This window comes from Bacteroides sp. L008, assembly GCF_040812255.1.
GTDB lineage: Bacteria > Bacteroidota > Bacteroidia > Bacteroidales > Bacteroidaceae > Bacteroides > Bacteroides vicugnae.
The window spans coordinates 398,418-417,944 of record NZ_JBFNXO010000001.1 but is presented as its reverse complement, the minus strand read 5'-3'; the positions used below and the strand labels follow the sequence as shown (position 1 = coordinate 417,944).

At 42.2% G+C, this 19,527-nt stretch carries 14 protein-coding genes; 2 read left to right on the top strand and 12 right to left on the bottom strand.

Annotation, left to right across the window (positions count from 1 at the left end):
- From AB3G73_RS01640 to AB3G73_RS01605, 8 genes are all read right to left on the bottom strand, one after another.
- Entirely contained in the window at positions 1 to 882 is an 882-nt protein-coding gene (locus AB3G73_RS01640) for a sugar phosphate isomerase/epimerase family protein (protein WP_367742063.1), read from the bottom strand.
- Positions 883 to 888: 6 nt separating this feature from the next.
- Complete coding sequence (locus tag AB3G73_RS01635; RefSeq protein ID WP_367742059.1) at positions 889 to 2,853, bottom strand: PQQ-binding-like beta-propeller repeat protein; 1,965 nt, start codon at positions 2,851 to 2,853, stop codon at positions 889 to 891.
- A 27-nt stretch (positions 2,854 to 2,880) separates the two neighbouring features.
- Positions 2,881 to 4,272, bottom strand: coding sequence for a RagB/SusD family nutrient uptake outer membrane protein (locus AB3G73_RS01630; protein ID WP_367742055.1), 1,392 nt, complete (start codon positions 4,270 to 4,272; stop codon positions 2,881 to 2,883).
- A gap of 23 nt (positions 4,273 to 4,295) precedes the next feature.
- The gene (locus AB3G73_RS01625) at positions 4,296 to 7,739 is read right to left on the bottom strand and encodes a TonB-dependent receptor (protein ID WP_297284660.1); all 3,444 of its coding nucleotides are present in this window, start codon (positions 7,737 to 7,739) and stop codon (positions 4,296 to 4,298) included.
- Between the two features lie 208 nt (positions 7,740 to 7,947).
- Positions 7,948 to 8,937 carry a FecR family protein gene (locus tag AB3G73_RS01620; RefSeq protein WP_195649034.1) on the bottom strand — a complete coding sequence of 330 codons (990 nt, stop codon included), beginning with the start codon at positions 8,935 to 8,937 and terminating at the stop codon, positions 7,948 to 7,950.
- Positions 8,938 to 9,023: 86 nt separating this feature from the next.
- Complete coding sequence (locus AB3G73_RS01615; RefSeq protein WP_099146403.1) at positions 9,024 to 9,626, bottom strand: RNA polymerase sigma-70 factor; 603 nt, start codon at positions 9,624 to 9,626, stop codon at positions 9,024 to 9,026.
- Positions 9,627 to 9,776: 150 nt separating this feature from the next.
- Positions 9,777 to 11,834, bottom strand: a complete 2,058-nt coding sequence (locus AB3G73_RS01610) for a cytochrome c biogenesis protein CcdA (RefSeq protein ID WP_167511814.1) — start codon at positions 11,832 to 11,834, stop codon at positions 9,777 to 9,779.
- Positions 11,835 to 11,848: 14 nt separating this feature from the next.
- On the bottom strand, positions 11,849 to 12,148 hold the full coding sequence (locus AB3G73_RS01605; protein WP_004296927.1) for a Dabb family protein: 300 nt from the start codon (positions 12,146 to 12,148) through the stop codon (positions 11,849 to 11,851).
- A gap of 108 nt (positions 12,149 to 12,256) precedes the next feature.
- On the opposite strand from AB3G73_RS01605, the gene udk reads away from it, so the two are divergent.
- Positions 12,257 to 12,868: a uridine kinase gene (udk, locus tag AB3G73_RS01600; protein WP_148366109.1), complete on the top strand. Its 612-nt coding sequence runs from the start codon at positions 12,257 to 12,259 to the stop codon at positions 12,866 to 12,868.
- Positions 12,869 to 12,892: 24 nt separating this feature from the next.
- A complete protein-coding gene (locus AB3G73_RS01595) occupies positions 12,893 to 14,284 on the top strand; it encodes a transporter substrate-binding domain-containing protein (RefSeq protein WP_074637414.1) in 1,392 nt (463 codons plus the stop codon).
- A gap of 71 nt (positions 14,285 to 14,355) precedes the next feature.
- On the opposite strand, the gene AB3G73_RS01590 is transcribed toward AB3G73_RS01595, so the two are convergent.
- The 4 genes from AB3G73_RS01590 to metH all read right to left on the bottom strand — a co-directional run bounded on the left by AB3G73_RS01590 (position 14,356) and on the right by metH (position 19,458).
- Positions 14,356 to 15,906, bottom strand: a complete 1,551-nt coding sequence (locus tag AB3G73_RS01590; RefSeq protein ID WP_367742037.1) for a sodium:solute symporter — start codon at positions 15,904 to 15,906, stop codon at positions 14,356 to 14,358.
- Positions 15,903 to 16,028 carry a symporter small accessory protein gene (locus AB3G73_RS01585; protein WP_004296931.1) on the bottom strand — a complete coding sequence of 42 codons (126 nt, stop codon included), beginning with the start codon at positions 16,026 to 16,028 and terminating at the stop codon, positions 15,903 to 15,905. The genes AB3G73_RS01590 and AB3G73_RS01585 overlap by 4 nt, the downstream gene beginning before the upstream one ends.
- A gap of 71 nt (positions 16,029 to 16,099) precedes the next feature.
- On the bottom strand, positions 16,100 to 16,699 hold the full coding sequence (locus AB3G73_RS01580; protein ID WP_195649031.1) for a nitroreductase family protein: 600 nt from the start codon (positions 16,697 to 16,699) through the stop codon (positions 16,100 to 16,102).
- Between the two features lie 11 nt (positions 16,700 to 16,710).
- Entirely contained in the window at positions 16,711 to 19,458 is a 2,748-nt protein-coding gene (metH, locus tag AB3G73_RS01575) for a methionine synthase (protein WP_298045793.1), read from the bottom strand.
- Positions 19,459 to 19,527 lie beyond the last annotated feature (69 nt).

Here is a 19,527-nt window from a genome sequence, read left to right as displayed (position 1 = left end):
TTATTTCTGATTTTTATAGTCATTAATTATTTTATTGAAAGTCTCAACCACCCGTTCCGGTGTCGGACGCGTGTTGCCGTTTTCATGGTCTTTGGTAGCTTCATACATGAAAACTCCTTCATAGCCGATTCTTTCGAGTGCATGCATTAACTTTCCCCATTGAATGTCACCTTGTGTAGGAAGCCAGTGACACTCGTTGACAAAGTCAAAGTCCGAGGCATGTATAGTACCTATACGTTCACCAACGGTTTTTACAAAATGCTCTGTCGTCCCTTTAGTATAATGATTGGTATCAAAACAAACCTTCACACCCGGAATATCTTTGATTATCTCCAAAAGCTCTTCTGGAGTATTACCCAGACAAGTTCTCGGCAGATTTTCGATGCACAACTGTGCTCCTATTTGATCCGCATATTTTTTCAGATAAGCGATAGACCGGGAAGCATTAGCTATTCTTTGTGCCCGAATACTGTCAGCGATAGGTTCGGAACTAGGATGCAACACTAAACACTTCGGCTGAAATTGAGCGCACTGTCCAATCATCTCCGCCATAAAATCTACATTTTCTTTCCTTTTCTTTTCATCCAGCACCGATATGTCCAACGTGCGTGAGAAAGGAAGATGTATAGACCAGACCTTGATACCGGCACTATCAATTTTTGCTTTCATATCCCGGATACGAGGGATGACTTCACCTGCCGGAACTCCTCTATAACACTGGTTAAATGCTACTTCCACATACTCCACCCCCACAGACCGGGCTTGAGAAAAGTCTGTGGAAGCAGGTACTTTCCACAAAGCTGTAGTCGTACCTACTTTATATTTCTGTGCATATAACCCCATTGTCATCGCCATAAATAAGATAAAAACAGAAACTCTCATTATCGCTTACTTTTGACGGTTTGTACCTTGAATATCACCACCACGAATACTCCATGAGTCTGTTGCTAATGTCTTATTGACAGCAAAAGCCTTTACTGAACCGATATTATTAGATCCGATTGTTCCGCAATAAAGCCGTTTGTCCGGACCGATGGTAACAGCTGCCATGACCTGTTGCCCCACAGTCTCTTCAAAAACAATGTTGCCATTAGTAATATCGAGTCCCAGCACTTTGTTATTCGATTGGGTACCTACATAAAGAATACCATCCGTACTCAAAGCACCTCCACTGTAATTCAAATTATTACCCACATTTTTCTCCCAGATTTTAGATCCGGCGACATTTACTGCATGAACAGTCTGCGATCCTTTTTCCGTAAAGTAGATATTGCCATTTTTATCAGCAATCGGGAAATAAGCATCCCCTTTCGTAGTCGGATACGTCCATTTCTTTGTCCCGTTTGTCATATCAACAGCAACAAGTCCGCCCCCTTTCAAAGTCGCATAAAGCACCTGCTCCTTCAAAGCAAACGTAGCCTGTTCCGTCACATTTACTTCTTCCAATTTCCATATCTGATCCTTATTCGGTTTAAAAGCATAAATAGCAGCACTTGTACCTGCATAAACATTTCCGGCTTTATCGATAGCCACAGCACTACCAGTTGCTCCGTCAAGTGATTGTTGCCATTTAATAGCACCACTGGATGCATCCAACGCATACAGCGTACTCTTATTGGTGAGACAGTAAAGAATACCATCAACCGACAATGCAGGAAAAGCTCCTATCGCAGCATCCAATTTTACTGCCCACTTTTGAGTTCCATTCGGATTAATAGCATATACATTATTAATAGCGGCATTTCTTACACACTGATAGATTGTACCATCAGGAGCCACCAACGCACCTCCACCATAGGTTATCTGACTGATAGCAAACACCCACTTGAATTCACCGCTCACTACGTCAATAGCAAACAAATGACCTGCAGGAGTAGATGTCGGGATATACATTGTTTTTCCATCTGGAGAGAACACCGGATTGGAGGTCTTTACATATCCGGTAAGTCCACCGAAGTTCAAATCGACAGAATTCCATTTATAATTGCCGACCGTGACAGTCAGACTGCCCGACTCGGTGGTATTATTAACATAAGTCACCGTTACGGCCACTGTATAAGTACCGGTAGTAGCAAAAGCATGCACCGGATTGTTTTCTCCCGATGTCGTACCATCACCAAAATCCCAACTTACCGATTTCACTTCACCAGTCATGAAATACATATCGTTATAAGCAAAGGTAGAAGGTTCCCACACAACCAGTTCCGTACTAGCAAGAATAGGATAGATCAACCCAGGAGTAGCAGAAGTTTCCACCGCAATAGAATTGCCTGTAGGATAAACACAGACTACATTGAATGTATATTCCTGATCGTTAGTCAAACCATCAACGATGTATTCCTCCAATGAAGTATCATCCAGATTGATAATCTGATTACCGGGATTCACGCTAACCTGATAGCGAGTGAAACGTTCACTTGCAGGTTTCGTCCATCTCAAACGCACTCTTTCATTGCCGGCTGCTGCCGTCAGATCAGAAATCGGATATCTTGCATTCTTCGGTGTACAGGCAGCAGTAGTTTTACTGGCCAATCCTCCTGCATAACGAGGTTGCACAGAAAAAGTGTAAGCAACATCATTCACCAGATTATTGATAGTGGCAGTCATTGTTTTTGCATCCACAGTCATCTCGCCTCCTTCCGCTTCTGATGATCCGGAAGTCCAAAGAATCAAATATTCATTCGGACGGGCATTCTCGTATGCTTCCCAGGAAAGAGTCACATTCATATCTCCGGCTGTTGCCGTTAGTGACTTCAGTTCATATAAATCAAAACTTGCCTTTGGCAGATCTTCTTCACAAGCAGTAAAGACTACCGTGAAAATAAACAACAAGCTATATAGTATTTTTTTCATCGTTTGATTTCTTTTAGTTTAATCCTATTAATATCCCGTATTCTGCCACAACAGTTCTGTGTTGTTTATTCTTTCCAACTCCGTTTTTGGAATAGGATACAGGAATTGGTAGTCCTGAATAATATGTCCTTCTGCTTTCATAGCCTCCTTAGCACCTCCCATACGTACCAAATCGAACCAACGCTGTCCCTCATAAGGAAACTCCTGTTGACGTTCCAACATAATCGCTTTACGGAAACTATCCTGATCAGGAAGCTCTGTTATCTGAAGCGGAGACAATCCGGCACGGGTATGTACGGCATTCAAAGCAACCATAGCTTCTGAATTCTGCAAATTACTATAACTGATTTCATTCAAAGCTTCGGCGTACATCAACAACACATCGGCATAACGGAGAATAATCTGGTCATTACCGACCGTATTATAGGTCGCACTTTTGACATCTTTAAATTTATTCATCACGCATACTTTATCTTCCACCTTTACATAGGTAATCAGATCTTTGCGCTTATCTCCCTCTTTGTAACACTCTTTCAGAGACTTTGTCTGATTGGTATCATCAGTCAGGTTAATAATAGAGAACCAATATCCATGTCCTTCTCCTTCGACATCTTTATTAAAGCGAACAGCAAAAATAATCTCATCATTCATTTTATTGTTCACGTCAAACACCTGTTCGGGGGTAGTCATTAAAGAATACCGACCCACTAGTTGGGATAGCACATTGCGGGCTTCCGTCCATTTATGGAAAGTCAGGTAAATCTTGCCGAGCAATGCCATTGCAGCACCGGAAGTCACACGTCCCATATCGGCACTTGTATAAGAAGACGGCAACATATTTTCATTAATAACCTGATTCAAATCACCGACAAGAAAATCATAAACCTGTTGATCGGAACTGCGCCCGATTTTAAGACCTTCAGCCACTGTCACCACCTTATTAGTCATCGGTATCCCTCCCCACAAACGATACATATTAAAATAAGTAAGGGCACGGATGAAAAGAGCTTCGCCTTTATATTGTTTTTTCAGAGTCGCATCGAAGTTGGCCTCATCAATTCTATCTAATACAAGATTGCAACGATAGACTCCATTATTAAAGTTCGCCCAAGCATCTTCCAGAATTCCGTTAGAGGCTTTATCTGCAAACTGATCGATATCATAACGGTCTTGAGTTCCGGCGGTGGGCGCACTCAATGTCAGATTATCACTCCGATATTCGCAACACTCTGTAAAATAGGAAACTTGTGTCTGCAATTTGGAGTAACATCCTATCACGGCTACATTAAAATCTTCCGCTGTCTTATATACCTTGTCGGTAGGCACACTGCTACTCGGTTCCAAATCGAAGAAACTATCTGTACAAGCAACTGATAACAAGGCAGTTGATAGGAGTAGTATTAGTTTATATTTTTTCATATAACGTGTATTTTAAAGGATGATTAAAGTGTTATGTTCAGCCCAAACAAGAATGTTTTAGCCAATGGATAAGTTCCATAATCCTCACCCGGTGAAAGAGAATTACTCGGACGTGCATTTACTTCCGGATTATATCCGCTATAGCCAGTCGAAGTCCACAAGTTTTGTCCTGAAACGTAAACTCTCAATTTTTCCACGAAAAAGCGTTGAGTCAGGTTCTTCGGCAAGGTATATCCTAGCGTCACATTCTGCAATCGCAGATAAGAACCATCTTCCAGATGCCAAGTTGAAGTACGGCCATTATACCCCTTTGACTTACGATTGGCGCGGTTCACCTGACCGTTTCCCGGATCTTCCGGACTTTTCCAACGGTTCAAGGCTATAGTGGTGCCATTGGTATTACCTTCCAGATTATCAATGTAACGACGATTCAGATTCAGAATCTCATTACCATATACTCCTTGAAAATTAAAATCAAGGTCAAATCCCTTAAACCAGACTTTACCACCAAACCCATAAGTAAAATCGGGCATATAGTTACCTACGATCGTACGGTCTTTATCCAAGTCCATCACTCCATCCCCGTCGACATCCACAAAGCGGAAATCTCCCGGCTGGGTATTGCTAAAATGAGGATACTTCTTTAATTCTTCTTCATTGGAGAAAATTCCATCCTGCACCAACAGATAATAACATCCGATAGGTTCACCGACTTTCGTTATGTAATAAGCATGATCTACGCTACCGGTAGATATGATAGGAGCATTACCCGGACCGAGTGCCTTCACTTCGTTCGTATTAGTGGCATAATTGGCATTGAATGAATAACCGAAATCTTTAGTTATATTCTTCTGCGAGGTCAAGGCAACTTCCCATCCCCTATTATTCACTTTACCGATATTCATCAATGCAGTGCTATATCCGGTCAGGTGAGGAACCGGTACATTCAATAACATATTAGAGGTATTGGTATTATAATAATCCACAGTCAGTCCCAGCAATCCTTTGAACATCTGTAAATCGATGCCCACATTCACCATCGCATTCTTTTCCCAACTCAAATCTTCATTCTTTATGGTACTTGGCTTGTAACCATTCACTAATTGTCCGTTTCCTGTACCAAGCACATAATTATCCAAAGCCATCAGAGACAAATGATCATAATTGCCAATCTGGAAGTTACCGGTCACTCCATAACTCGCTCTTAACTTCAAATCATCAACAAACGACAGATACCTAGCCTTCGTAAAGAAGTCTTCTCCGCTTATTCTCCACGCCAAAGAAGCTGAAGGAAAATATCCCCACCGATTGTTCTTTCCAAAACGGGAAGAACCGTCTGCACGAATAGCTGCCGAAGCCATATATTTACCTTTATAGCTATACTGCATACGCGCCAGATAAGAAGCAATCGTCCATTGGGTTTTATCAGATGCACCTTTCGTCACCGTACCTCCGGAAATTGTTTGTATATAGTCGTTCGGGAAATCGGTCGCCGTCACATTATCTCCTTTATATGTCTCTTTTTGAGCCGATTGTACTAAGACCACATTGATAGAATGAGCATCTTTAATCGTTGTGTTATAATTGATTTTATTCTCCACCAACCAGTTGAAATAAAAGCCTGATGAACTGTAAGCTGTCGGATTTGACTTTACATCATAATACTTCTGTCCCAATAAAGGAAGTTCCGAAGAACGATATTGGTCATTATGCGAACCATAATAATCGCCACCAAAAGAAATATTATAAGTAAGCCCCTTATACAACTCCAATTCAGCAAAAACTTTTCCGACAATCGCCATACGGTCTACTACATCCGATTGTAAGTTTGCCATGGCTACCGGGTTCAATACGGCATTATGCTGATAGTCATTTCCAATTCTCCAATAGCCGTTTCCCTGATAATTATAGCTGCCATCCGCATTATACACCGGCCATACCGGAGGCATCATCAATGCCGATTGCACAATACCATTAGATCCGGAAGCATCTACCCGATTGGAAGTAGAATAGGAAGGCGAGAAATTCAGACCGAATTTCAGTCTTTTATATTTCCCGTCCAAATTCATACGCATACTATATTTCTTAAAGTCGGAATTAATTATAATACCCTCTTTATCATAATAGTTGGCAGAAATGAAATAGCCGACTGTTTTTCCTCTGCCGGAAATAGAAACATTGTGGCTGGTAGTAGCAGCAGTACGAAAAATAGCATCTTGCCAATCCGTATCCGTCAACCCCTTATCACCATTCAGATAGGGAAAGAGTTCGGTAGGAATACGTTCCCATGAGTTCGGGCGCATTCCGTTCGGGTCATCCGGTGACCCTCCGGGATTAGCATCCAGATAAGCGTTGTCATGACCATCCTTTGCAAATTCGGCAAACTGATATGCATTCATCATTGAAAGTTTCTTCGAAACACTCTGGATGCCATAATATCCATCATACTGCACTTTCATCTTTTCCGATTGTCCCTGCTTGGTCGTGATAATAATGACACCGTTGGAACCGCGACTACCATAAATAGCTGCCGACGAAGCATCTTTCAAAACTTCCACAGATTCGACATCATTATTATTCAGATTGGCAAATCCACGTTCTACCGGCACGCCATCAATAATATAAAGAGGATCACTACCGGCATTAACCGTACTGATACCACGAACACGGATACTTACACTTCCCTCCGGATCACCACTTGGCTGTGTAACCTGTACCCCCGGCATCTTACCCGCCAACGCCTGACGAAAGTCTGAAGCAGAAACGTCCGCAATTTGTTCAGCTTTCACGGAAGAAATAGAAGTAGAGACGTCTCTTTTCCTCTGAACTCCATATCCCACCACTACTACCTCATCAATCATCTTACTATCTTCTACCAACGTGATTTTCGCCGTATTTTTATCCTTTGCAGAGATATTTACCGTTTTATATCCAATATAAGAGATGGTCAATGTTGCAGACTCCGGTACATTCATGATTGAGTAACGTCCGTCGATATCGGTAATCGTACCACTACCCTCTCCCTTAATCTGCACACTGGCACCAATCACCGGTTCTCCTTTATCATCTGCAACAATACCTTGTATAGTACGTGTACGTTGAACAGTTTCTTCTTTCTTAAGCGGCTGTTTGCTAACAGCAATTGTATGATCGGTCCTATTGAAATAAAGCTTGGCCTGGGAAGTAATTTCTCCCAGAATCTGTTTTAATGAAGCATTTTTAATGTCGAAAGAAACTCTCGGAGCCTTGTTCACCGTCTCCTGATCATAGAGAAACTTAAAATTAGTCTGTTTGCTGATTTTATTGAAAACACTCTCTACCGGCTCGTTTTGCACACGAAGCGTAATATCATGCTCTTTCAATGTCTGAGCAGCAGCCGGAGCTATTAAAATGAAGGTGAATAGTAAAAAAGCTAAAAACGAACAGCTATTTTTACTTATCCCTTTACAAATAAGAAGATTATTCATAAATTTGTGCGTTTTAGTAATTGACTAAAGTTATTAAAAACAAGCAATGCGCGATACGTTATTCATTTGGGTCGAAGCTTATGAATATCCGTCCGGATTGCGGATAGAGGCATTCCTTTGGAGTGCTTCTATCATTTTGGGGAGGTTCATGAAGGAGCTGTTTTCATCTATTATTTTTTAAAAGGTTAAACATTATCTATTATTCATCTCATTCTTTATAAAGAAGCACATGGATGCCCTCTTTCTTATATTTGATATCACCGCTGATAAATTCAATGGATTTAAGTACCGCTTCCAAACTCTTGTTATCATGTTCGCCGGTAATCAAGTTGTTGAAATCCTGACCGGAAGCAAAAGTAATCCGGCAATTATATACCCGTTCCAGTTCCTTTGCCACGTCGCGGATAGGTGTACTGTAAAAACGTAACCCGCCTTTCATCCAGACAGCCACTCCCCTATCCTCCGTTTTCTTACTATATTCTCCGGAAACAGTATTGATAAGCACCTGTTCTTTAGCAGTCAGCCTCATCATCGCTTCCGGTAAATCAACCTGTACCTTACCACTCTCCACACTCACAGACACTATTTCATCTGTTGAATAGGATTTTACATCAAACCGGGTACCTAACACCTGAACATCCAGTCGCTTCGTCCTCACAATAAATGGCATCTTTTCATTGCGGGCAACACGGAAATATCCCTCACCTTCAAGTTCCACTTCACGGAGATCTCCAACAAAACGATCCGGATAACGCACTTGCGAACAAGAGTTCAGAACCAAAAGAGTTCCGTCCGGCAAAGTCACTTGTCTTTTCTCACCAAAGGAAGTGGTGATTTCAGCCAGTGTGACCTGTTGTGCATTCATATACCGGAAAAAGTTGACACTCCCTATGATAATGGCTATTACAGCCGCTGTACTGACTGCCACCACAGAAGCCCGGCGGAACCATGTACGTTTTTTGTGTTCAATACGCTTCAGCAATTGGCGTGCTTCTCTCTTATATTTCTCCCGCTCCAAATCATTACCAGGTTGCAGATTCCCGGATTCTTCCCAAACCTCTGCTGCCAGTTCGTCCAATATATCTTGGTTTTCTGAATCCTTAATACTTTGCAATAACTGTGAAGCATCTTCCCGGGTATAAAGATCATCCAAGTAGCGATGCAATTTATCTTTTTCTGTCTTAGTATCTTTCATCATATATTCAAAATAAGGATATTAATTTCCTTCCCTTTGTATAAGTAATACACAAAAGTAAGAAAGAGCTAGGGTATGATTAACATTTATTATAAATTCAAGCACAATAGAATCAAAAGTACATCGGCTGATGTACTTGAATATTTAGTCAAATAGGAACGAATCACTTTTAGAGAAAGAGAAATATGTTCTTGCACCGTATGAACAGAAACACCCAATGCTTCGGCTATTTCTTTATGAGACATCTGAAGTTCACGGCTCATTTTGAATACCTCACGCTGGCGGGGCGTTAATTGCTCCAACGCACGGGCAATAATCTCTTTCAAATCATTGAGCAGAACATGATTATTCGTTTCGTTCGTTGAATCAATCGCTTGAGAAAGAATCTGTTCTTTCAGCTGATCTTCATTAGCCATGTCCCGCAATTGATTCAAAATACGATTACGCACAATAGTATAAAGATAGGAAGAGAAAGAGGCTTCGGGATTGATGAAACGACGAGTTTGCCAGACTACTGTAAATGCATCCTGGAAAATATCTTCCGCAAATTCACGCGACTTGACGAATTTCAGAGCAAAGTAGAGCAAACGATTCTTATAAGCGGCATAAAGTTCGCAAAAGGCCTCTTCATCTCCGTCTATCAGGCGAAGAACTAATTCCCGATCATCTATAAGAGTGTCTGTTGCGTACATATTTTCTTTATTTTGGGCACAAAGGTATTGTTATGATGTTACAAACGTATGTATTTTTTCTGAAATAAAAAAATAAAAGCGGTCTCACCGTTTCGATGAGACCGCTTTTATTTATCCATTATTCAAGACCAGACATTATCAGAGCAATCGTTATTTCCCTTTCTTATAATTCTCCAATCCGGTCTGTAAGAATTCAATATACTTAGGAATATCTTCGTTATAAGCATACGACTTATTCAACGGTTTACCCTGATTGTCCAGCAATACATAGAAAGGCTGGGCATTAGCTCCGAATTTCACACGTTGCAGATAGCTCCATTTATCGCCTACAGTACGCAAAGTACGTTCTGTACCGTTTTCGATAATCTTCACGGGTTCGGTCAACGGAGTTTTATTATCTACATAAAGTGTAATCAATACGTAGTCGTTATTAATCAAATCACTCACTTTCGGGTCAGTCCATACCGCTGCCTCCATCTTACGGCAGTTTACACAACCATATCCGGTAAAGTCGAGCATAACCGGTTTTCCATTCAGACGGGCATATTCCATTCCTAAATCATAGTCATCGAATTTCGCGTGTACATCATTCTTATGCAGATTGAAATCTTGCGTCTGCATAGGCGGAGCAAATGCAGATACGGCTTTCAATGGCGCTCCCCACAAACCGGGAACCATATATACGGCAAATGCTAAAGAGATTAACGCCATAAAGAAGCGGGTGACTCCCACCTTATTATCATCGTCATCGTGCGGGAATTTGATCTTGCCCAACAGGTAGAATCCAAGCAAAGCAAAGATGACAATCCATAAAGCCAGGAATGTTTCGCGGTCAAGCAATCTCCAACCATAAGCCAAATCAGCAACTGACAAGAATTTAAGTGCAAATGCCAATTCGAGGAAACCCAGCGTAACCTTGATAACATTCATCCATCCGCCGGACTTCGGCATCGATTTCAGCCAAGACGGGAACAGGGCGAAGAGTGTGAACGGCAACGCCAAAGCAATGGCAAATCCTAACATACCGATTGCCGGAGCAACTACGCTTCCTGTTGTAGATACCTGTACCAGCAGGAACCCGATAATCGGACCTGTACAAGAGAAAGATACCAACGAAAGCGTGAAAGCCATCAGGAAAATACTTAGCAATCCGGTCGTAGATTCAGCCTTGCTATCTACCGCATTTCCCCACTTCGACGGCAGCCTGATTTCAAACGCTCCAAAGAATGAAGCAGCAAAAATCACCAGCATCAGGAAGAAGAGAATGTTGAAAATAGCATTGGTAGATAAAGCGTTTAATGCACTGGCTCCGAAAATCAAAGTAATAGCCAAGCCCAATGCCACATAAATCACTATGATAGATGCACCGTATGTCCACGCATCACGAATTCCTTTCTTTTTGTCTTTACTACGTTTTAAGAAGAAACTGACTGTCATTGGAATAATCGGCCATACACAAGGGGTAAACAATGCCAATAATCCACCCAGAAAACCTGTTATGAATATATATATCCAGGACATGTCTTCCTGGCCATGCTCTTCTCCTAAGGCTTGTAAATCACTGATTACCGGTTTCCAAAGATCACCCGATGCTACAGCAGGCTGAATATCCGTAGCAGCTTCGGTGGTAGTTGCAGGCACCAGTTCCATCATTGCAGAAGAATCTTTCGTAGCAGCAGGAACGGGTTCTTCTTTTTGCTTATCCGCTACCTTTTGCTCCGGTTGCTCTGTTTTCGTTGCAGCAGTATTTCCGGCTTTTGCTACTCCGGAATACTTGAACGGCACTTGAGTAGGAGGCAGACAACTCTCGTCATCACAAGCTCCGTATTCCAGATAACCTTCGATTGCGTAAGCTCCACCCGTAAATTTTACTTTCTGCACAAACTTTGCTGTGTTCTCGAAATAACGTACCTTCATTTCGAACAATTTATCGAAAGTAGATACTTCTTTGCCTACAGGCTTCAGCTTGCCAACAAGCTCGACACCCGACTTATTATCAACATTGAATGTTGCGGAAATAGGACCGCCATCTCCCAGATCGGTAGAATAAACATGCCAACCTTTATCTATGGTAGCTGTAAACACCACCTCTGCCTCCGTATCGGAGAGAGGTGTCAACTCTGTTTTAAACTTTACCGGATCTTTGATCTGCGCTTGCAATGCATATACAGCAAAGCTTAAAAGCAGGAAAGAGATTATTTTTCTCATCTTTATCTTGGGGTTTATAATTCATAGTCCACGCACGCACGGCTTTCCTTCGTTTCAGCCAAAATCTTTCCGGCAGCCACGTGGTCGGGATGTGTTGCGTAGAATTTAACATCTTCTAGTGTATCAAACTCACTGTAAAGCGCAATATTCCATGTTTCACCAGGATTCATATTCAATCCGACCTCTACTTTGCGAATTACAGAAATTTTAGCAGGAAGAGCTTCTATCGCTTCCTTGAATTTAGTCATGACTTCCAGTTTCTCTTCAGCAGGAACTTCGTCTTTTAACTTAAATAATACAATGTGTTTTACCATTACGTTGTTATTTTAATGAATTGTTTCTATATTTGTCTTGTTAATGTGTTTACCACATTAATAGTAATGCAAAAATACTCTATTTGGTTCAAATATACACTTAAAGAGATGTTAATTATAGGAATAGCAGGCGGAACGGGTTCCGGAAAGACCACCGTCGTACGGAAAATTATAGAAAGCCTCCCCGCAGGAGAGGTAGTACTCTTACCACAGGATTCATACTACAAAGACAGTAGTCATGTCCCGGTTGAAGAACGCCAGAATATCAATTTTGACCATCCGGATGCTTTTGAATGGAGTCTGCTTTCCAAGCATGTCATGATGCTGAAAGAAGGAAAGAGTATTGAACAGCCCACTTATTCTTATCTCACATGTACGCGTCAGCCCGAAACGATTCATATCGAACCTCGTGAAGTGGTTATCATTGAAGGAATCCTTGCCTTATGTGATAAAAAGCTGCGCAATATGATGGACCTCAAAATATTTGTTGATGCCGATCCCGACGAACGCCTGATACGTGTCATCCAAAGAGATGTCATTGAGCGCGGACGTACTGCCGAAGCTGTAATGGAACGTTATACACGGGTTTTAAAACCTATGCACCTGCAATTTATCGAACCTTGCAAACGATATGCCGACCTTATTGTACCCGAAGGAGGCAGTAATAAGGTAGCTATTGATATACTGACCATGTACATCAAGAAGCACCTTAAGAATTAAAAATTGAAAATTAAAAATTAAGAAATGAATGTCAAGACACTGAGTATTCCTTTATTTCTTATTCTATTTTGTTGTATGCTCGGATGCCGGAATAAGCATCATAACAAGATGGATGAGACAGCGCGTGATCTTCCACAAATAAAAGATAGTGGCGAACTCGTTGTATTGACATTATATAGTTCTACTTCCTATTTCATTTACCGGGGACAAGAAATGGGGTTCCAGTATGAACTTAGTGAACAGTTTGCTAAAAGTCTGGGACTAAAACTTAGGATTGAAGTAGCCAACAACGTCGACGAAATGATCCAAAAATTATTGGCAGGCGAAGGAGACATGATTGCCTATAATCTGCCAATCACCAAAGAATGGAAAGACAGTCTTCTTTATTGTGGCGAAGATGTAATTACTCACCAGGTAATTGTTCAGCAAGGGAGAGGAAAACAGAAGCCGTTGGAAGATGTAACCGAACTGGTCGGAAAAGATATATACGTAAAACCGGGGAAATATTATGACCGTCTCGTCAATCTGAACAGTGAATTAGGAGGAGGTATCCAGATTCATGAAGTCACCAATGACAGTATCACTATTGAGGACTTGATTACGCAAGTAGCGCAAGGAAAAATTCCGTATACGGTGGCCGACAATGATTTAGCCAAACTTAACAAGACCTACTATCCCAATTTAAATATCGATCTGTCCATCAGTTTCGATCAACGGTCTTCATGGGCGGTACGAAAAGACAGTCCCGAACTGGCAGCCGCCGCTACCCAATGGCATCAGGAAAACATGACTTCTCCTGCTTACACAGCCAGTATGAAACGTTATTTTGAGAATAGTAAAATGATGCCGCACTCTCCTATCCTCTCCTTAAAAGAAGGAAAGATATCCCATTATGACCATTTATTCAAAAAGTATTCCAAAGATATCGGATGGGATTGGCGTATGCTTGCATCATTAGCGTATACAGAATCCAATTTCGATACCACAGCTGTATCTTGGGCAGGCGCCAAAGGACTCATGCAGTTGATGCCTGCCACAGCACGTGCAATGGGAGTACCTCCCGGCAAAGAGCAGAATCCGGAGGAAAGTGTGAAAGCAGCTATCAAATATATTACCGCCACCGACCGGAGTTTCAGCATGATTCCCGACAAACAGGAGCGGCTCAACTTTATCCTGGCATCTTATAATGCCGGTTTGGGACATATATATGATGCAATGGCACTAGCCGAAAAATACGGGAAGAACAAATTAGTATGGAAAGATAATGTAGAAAACTTCATCTTGCTTAAAAGCAATCAAGAATACTTCAACGATCCTGTCTGCAAAAACGGATATTTCCGTGGCATCGAGACTTACAATTTCGTTCGAGATATTATGTCGCGCTACGAATCCTACAAAAAGAAAATAAAAGCTTGAAATAAGTATTAGGTATTAAGAATTAAGCCATGCGGATAAACGTATCAGAAGCTACGGCTAATACTTAATACCTAATACTTATTTTTACTCATCAGACTGATTACGACAATAGCCAATACAGATAATGGTAAGGCAAATAATATCGGGTCAATCACAGGGAAAGGATAAGTGGTAATCAACACATCCCGTCCGAATAACGCTTTACAGATACCCAATGCTGCAGATTCTTTCTGATGAAGAAACAGAAGAGCAAACAGACTGCCGATTGTTCCCACCCAAAGACTTGCCATGACGCCTTGTTTAGTAGCTTTCTTCCAATATAAAGCACAGAAATAAGCCGGAAGAAAAGCGGCTGCACAAATTCCCATAAAGATAGAAGTTCCGCGGGCTATAATATCATGAGGCAACATATAACAAATAATATAGCTGACCAGGATAGAGAACAATACGCCCAGACGGATCACATTGGTAAGTTTATTCCGTGAACGGGGTTTATAAGTTCCGTAAATATCAGAACCTACCGAAGCCCCCATCGTATGGAACTGCGAACTTAGCGTAGACATACTGGCTGAAAGGATGCACAACATAAAGAGTGCGGCAAACCAGTCGGGCATCGCTTTATTAATAAAATATGGAATTATCTTATCAATATCCTGCACAACTTCGGTAGCAACCGCTCCTTCTGTTTTCAGGAAGAAAAGATTACTCAACGCTCCGGCATGATAGATAGCTCCTACTGTTATAATCAGAAAGAAACAACCGATAAATACACCACGGTTCAACTGCTTGCTACTCTCCACGGTCATAAAGCGAACCACCAACTGCGGCTGTGCAAGACAGCCGATTCCTACTCCTAAAATGAGAGAAGTTACCAGCGAATACCATTGTGGAGAACCTGTGATAGGCATTGTAGTCCATCCTTGATGTCCCAGCGCTTTAAACTTTTCCGGAACTAGCGGAGCAATGGCAGTCAATTCTTTATTAGCTTCGGTAAAGCCCATGCCGAGCACCTGATATAGAGAGAATAACAGAAACAGCATACAAGCAAACATAATAACGCCCTGCAAAGCATCCGTATACATTACCCCTTTCATTCCCCCCGCTATAACATAAGCAGCAATGACCAATGTAAATATCAACAAAGAGATATTGAAATCAATCTGGAAAATCTGTTCGATGAATACGGCTCCACCTTTCATTACAACCGCTGCATAAAGCGGCATTCCGATGAAAATAACAGCAGCAATAAATACCTGTATATCACGGGAGCGGAAATGACGGCCTAGTAATTGAGGGAAAGTACTCACATTCAGCTTCACCCCCATACGCCGGGTGCGCAAACCGAAAAAGATAAAAGCTATAACCACCCCTACGAACATATTGAGGAAACAGAGCCACTGAATACCCATTCCAAAAGCAGCCGCCACTCCTCCAAAACCTACAATAGCAGATGCGGAAATAAACGTAGCACCATAAGAAAGTGCCATTACGATAGGATTCATCTGACGTCCGCCTACCAAATAGTCACTGCTATTCGTCGTTTTCTTATATCCCAAAAAGCCGAGGTAGGCCAGTGACAGCAGATAAGCTACCACAATTAGTCCAAGAGTAAATGTATTCATCGGGTTTCGTCTTTTTCGTCGTCCTTATTCCAATATTTCAGCCCAAACCAAGCAGCAAAAATCACACATACCACCGAAAGTAGGTAAGGCAGAATAATAAAAGGGTCGTCTATTCCAAACATTTGCGTATCAGATTTTAATCAATTTGGACGCAAATGTAAGGAAATTATTGAAAAGACAAAACTTTTGTTTGCTAATACTGATTATAATGTATCTTTTTCTCGTCAAATTTCTGTTTCGGGTTCTCTTTTGTAGCCGGATAGCCAAAAGGGATGACACAAAGTGGAAGAATATTATCGGGCAGGTTAGTATATTTACGCACTACTTGCATACGGTCTTCGTAAGGATAGGCCGCTGTCCATACAGCACCCAATCCCAGACTTTCAGCAGCCAGCAAAATATTCTGTGCTGCTGCGGAGCAATCTAAATACCAATATGACGAGCGTACAGAATCTCCACAAACGATGATGGCGTTACGGGCTTGCGTCAGCATTTTGGCATAAGGAAGTGCTGCTGCCATTGAATCCAGTTTGGCACGATCGGATACTACTACGAACTCCCATGGACGGATATCCCTACCCGTAGGAGCAGCCATTCCGGCACGAAGCATCAAGTCGATTTTCTCTTTCTCTACTCCTTTATTCAGATAAGCACGCACACTTTTGCGTTCGAAAATATTATCCAAAACAGCATTTCCGGTTCCGGATGTTCCTTTTTCTTCTTTTGCAGAAGAACAGGAGGTCATAACAGTGATTACTACAATCAGATATAAGAAAGAGAAAATCTTTTTCATTGTGACAATGTTTAAAACAGGTTCAACTTATTTTTCTGTGCTTCTTCCAGCGAAACAGTTTCACGCTTCATCAGCCCACTCTTTTCACGAAGTGCTTGATATTCAGCCTCCAATTCATTCACCAGTTCGGCTTTTGCCTGCGGGTTGAGCAATTTGGAAGCAACGCCTGCATTTTGGGAAGCATCTTTCAGGTGTACTACCGGAGCATGATAGACAGGGGCAATCTTTAATGCTGTATGCATCTTCGATGTAGTGGCACCACCAATCAGAAGAGGAATATCCAACCCCGCTTTTTCGAGTTCAGCAGCTACGTGAGCCATTTCTTCCAGAGATGGAGTAATCAGTCCACTCAACCCGATCATATCGACCTTTTCTTCGATAGCCCGCTGGACAATGGTTTCTGCGGGAACCATTACTCCTAAATCCACAATATCATAACCATTGCAGGCCATCACTACAGCTACAATGTTTTTTCCGATATCGTGCACATCTCCTTTCACCGTTGCCAGTAACACTTTACCTGCCGAAGCACTTCCTGCTACTTTTTCCGATTCAATAATCGGCTGCAAGATAGCTACAGCTTTCTTCATGGTACGGGCAGTCTTTACAACTTGGGGAAGAAACATTTTGCCGGCACCAAACAGTTCACCAACATGGTTCATTCCATCCATCAGCGGTCCTTCAATTACATCGACTGCTTTATCGTAAAGAGGCAAAGCTTCTGCCAAGTCCTGTTCCAGAAAATCTCCGATTCCTTTCATCAAGGCATACTTCAAACGTTCCTGAACAGTTCCTTCTCTCCATGCGTCTTGCTTGACAGCGGGCTGTCCGGCAGTTTCGCTCATGTTTGCTTTCAGAGATTCTGCTAGTTCTATCAAACGTTCAGCTGCATCCGGACGACGATTTAAAACAACATCTTCTATCTTTTCCAAGACATCAGCCGGAATATCAGTGTACAATACGGAAGTTCCCGGATTCACAATCCCCATGTCCATTCCTTGCTGGATGGCATGATAAAGGAACACTGCATGCATGGCCTCACGAATATAATTGTTACCACGGAAAGAGAAAGAAAGGTTGCTGACTCCTCCGCTGATATGTGCACCGGGGAGATTTTTCTTTATCCAAGCGGTAGCTTCAATAAAATCTACAGCATAGTTATTATGTTCTTCAATCCCCGTAGCTACGGCAAGCACATTGGGGTCAAAAATAATATCGTGAGGATTAAAACCGATTTTATCAACCAAAAGACGGTAAGCCCGTTGGCATACTTCGATTTTACGGGCGGCTGTATCTGCCTGTCCTTTCTCGTCGAACGCCATAACTACAGCAGCGGCTCCATATTGCCGGATGATTCGGGCATGTTCAAGGAAAACTTCCTCTCCCTCTTTCAAAGAAATAGAGTTGACGATTGACTTACCCTGAAGACACTTCAGTCCGGCTTCAATAACTTCCCATTTGGAAGAATCGATCATAATCGGAACACGGGCTATTTCGGGTTCGGACATGATAAGATTCAGGAAAGTAGTCATCTCTGTCTTTGCCTCCAACAATCCATCGTCCATATTGATGTCAATCACTAAAGCACCGTCCTCCACTTGTTGGCGGGCGATAGAAAGGGCTTCATCATATTTCTTTTCATTGATGAGACGAAGGAACTTGCGCGAACCGGCTACGTTGCAACGTTCGCCGACATTCACAAAGTTTATTTCCGGCTTCACTTCCAGCAGTTCAAGTCCGGAGAGCCACATACAATCCGGCGCAGAGGCAGGAACGTGTGGTTCAGCTCCTTCTATAAGGGCGGGATATTCAGCAATATAAGCATCTGTCGTACCACAACAGCCACCAATAATATTGACTAATCCTTCTTCAATATATTCTCTCACTTCGTGAGCCATATCCGCAGGTGTCTGGTCATACTTACCCAGACTATTCGGTAATCCGGCATTCGGATAGGCACTAATATAATAAGGTGCACGGGATGCCAGCTGTTCCAGGAATGGTTTTAGCTGCCGGGCACCGAATGAACAGTTCAAACCGACAGAAAAGATATTGGCATGTTGCACAGAAGCCAGAAATGCATCCAATGTTTGTCCGGACAATGTTCGTCCGCCAATATCAGACACTGTTACAGATAACATGATCGGCACTTCCACACCTGTCACTTTCATGGCTTGTTCGGCAGCAAAAATTGCAGCTTTGGCATTTAGGGTATCAAAGATTGTCTCTATCAGAATGGCGTCTACCCCACCTTCGAGCATTGCTTCCATTTGTTGCTGATAGGATGCAGCCAATTCGTCGTAACTCAAAGCACGATAAGCCGGGTTGTTTACGTCCGGGCTCATTGAGCAGGTTTTGTTGGTAGGTCCTACGGAACCGGCCACAAAACGTGGTTTATCGGGATTCTTGGCTGTATACTCGTCAGCAAGGTCACGTGCTAGTTTTACGGCTGCAAGATTCATCTCGCGCACGTATTCTTCTACGTGATAATCAGCCATAGAAACCGTGGTCGAACTAAATGTATTGGTCTCGATGATATCCGCACCCGCTTCCAGGTATTTACGATGAATATCCTGAATCACGTCGGGACGTGTCAGACACAATAAGTCATTATTCCCTTTCAGCTGTCCGGAAATATGCGCAAAGCGTTCACCACGAAAATCTTCTTCCTTGAGATTATATTGTTGAATCATTGTACCCATTGCCCCATCCAGAATAAGGATGCGCTCGGATACGATCTGAGAAATTGTCTTTTTCATTACCCTATCACATTAATACCTAATTACCACTCTGCCAACATCTGCCAGACTTCTCGTAGTCCGGCGTTT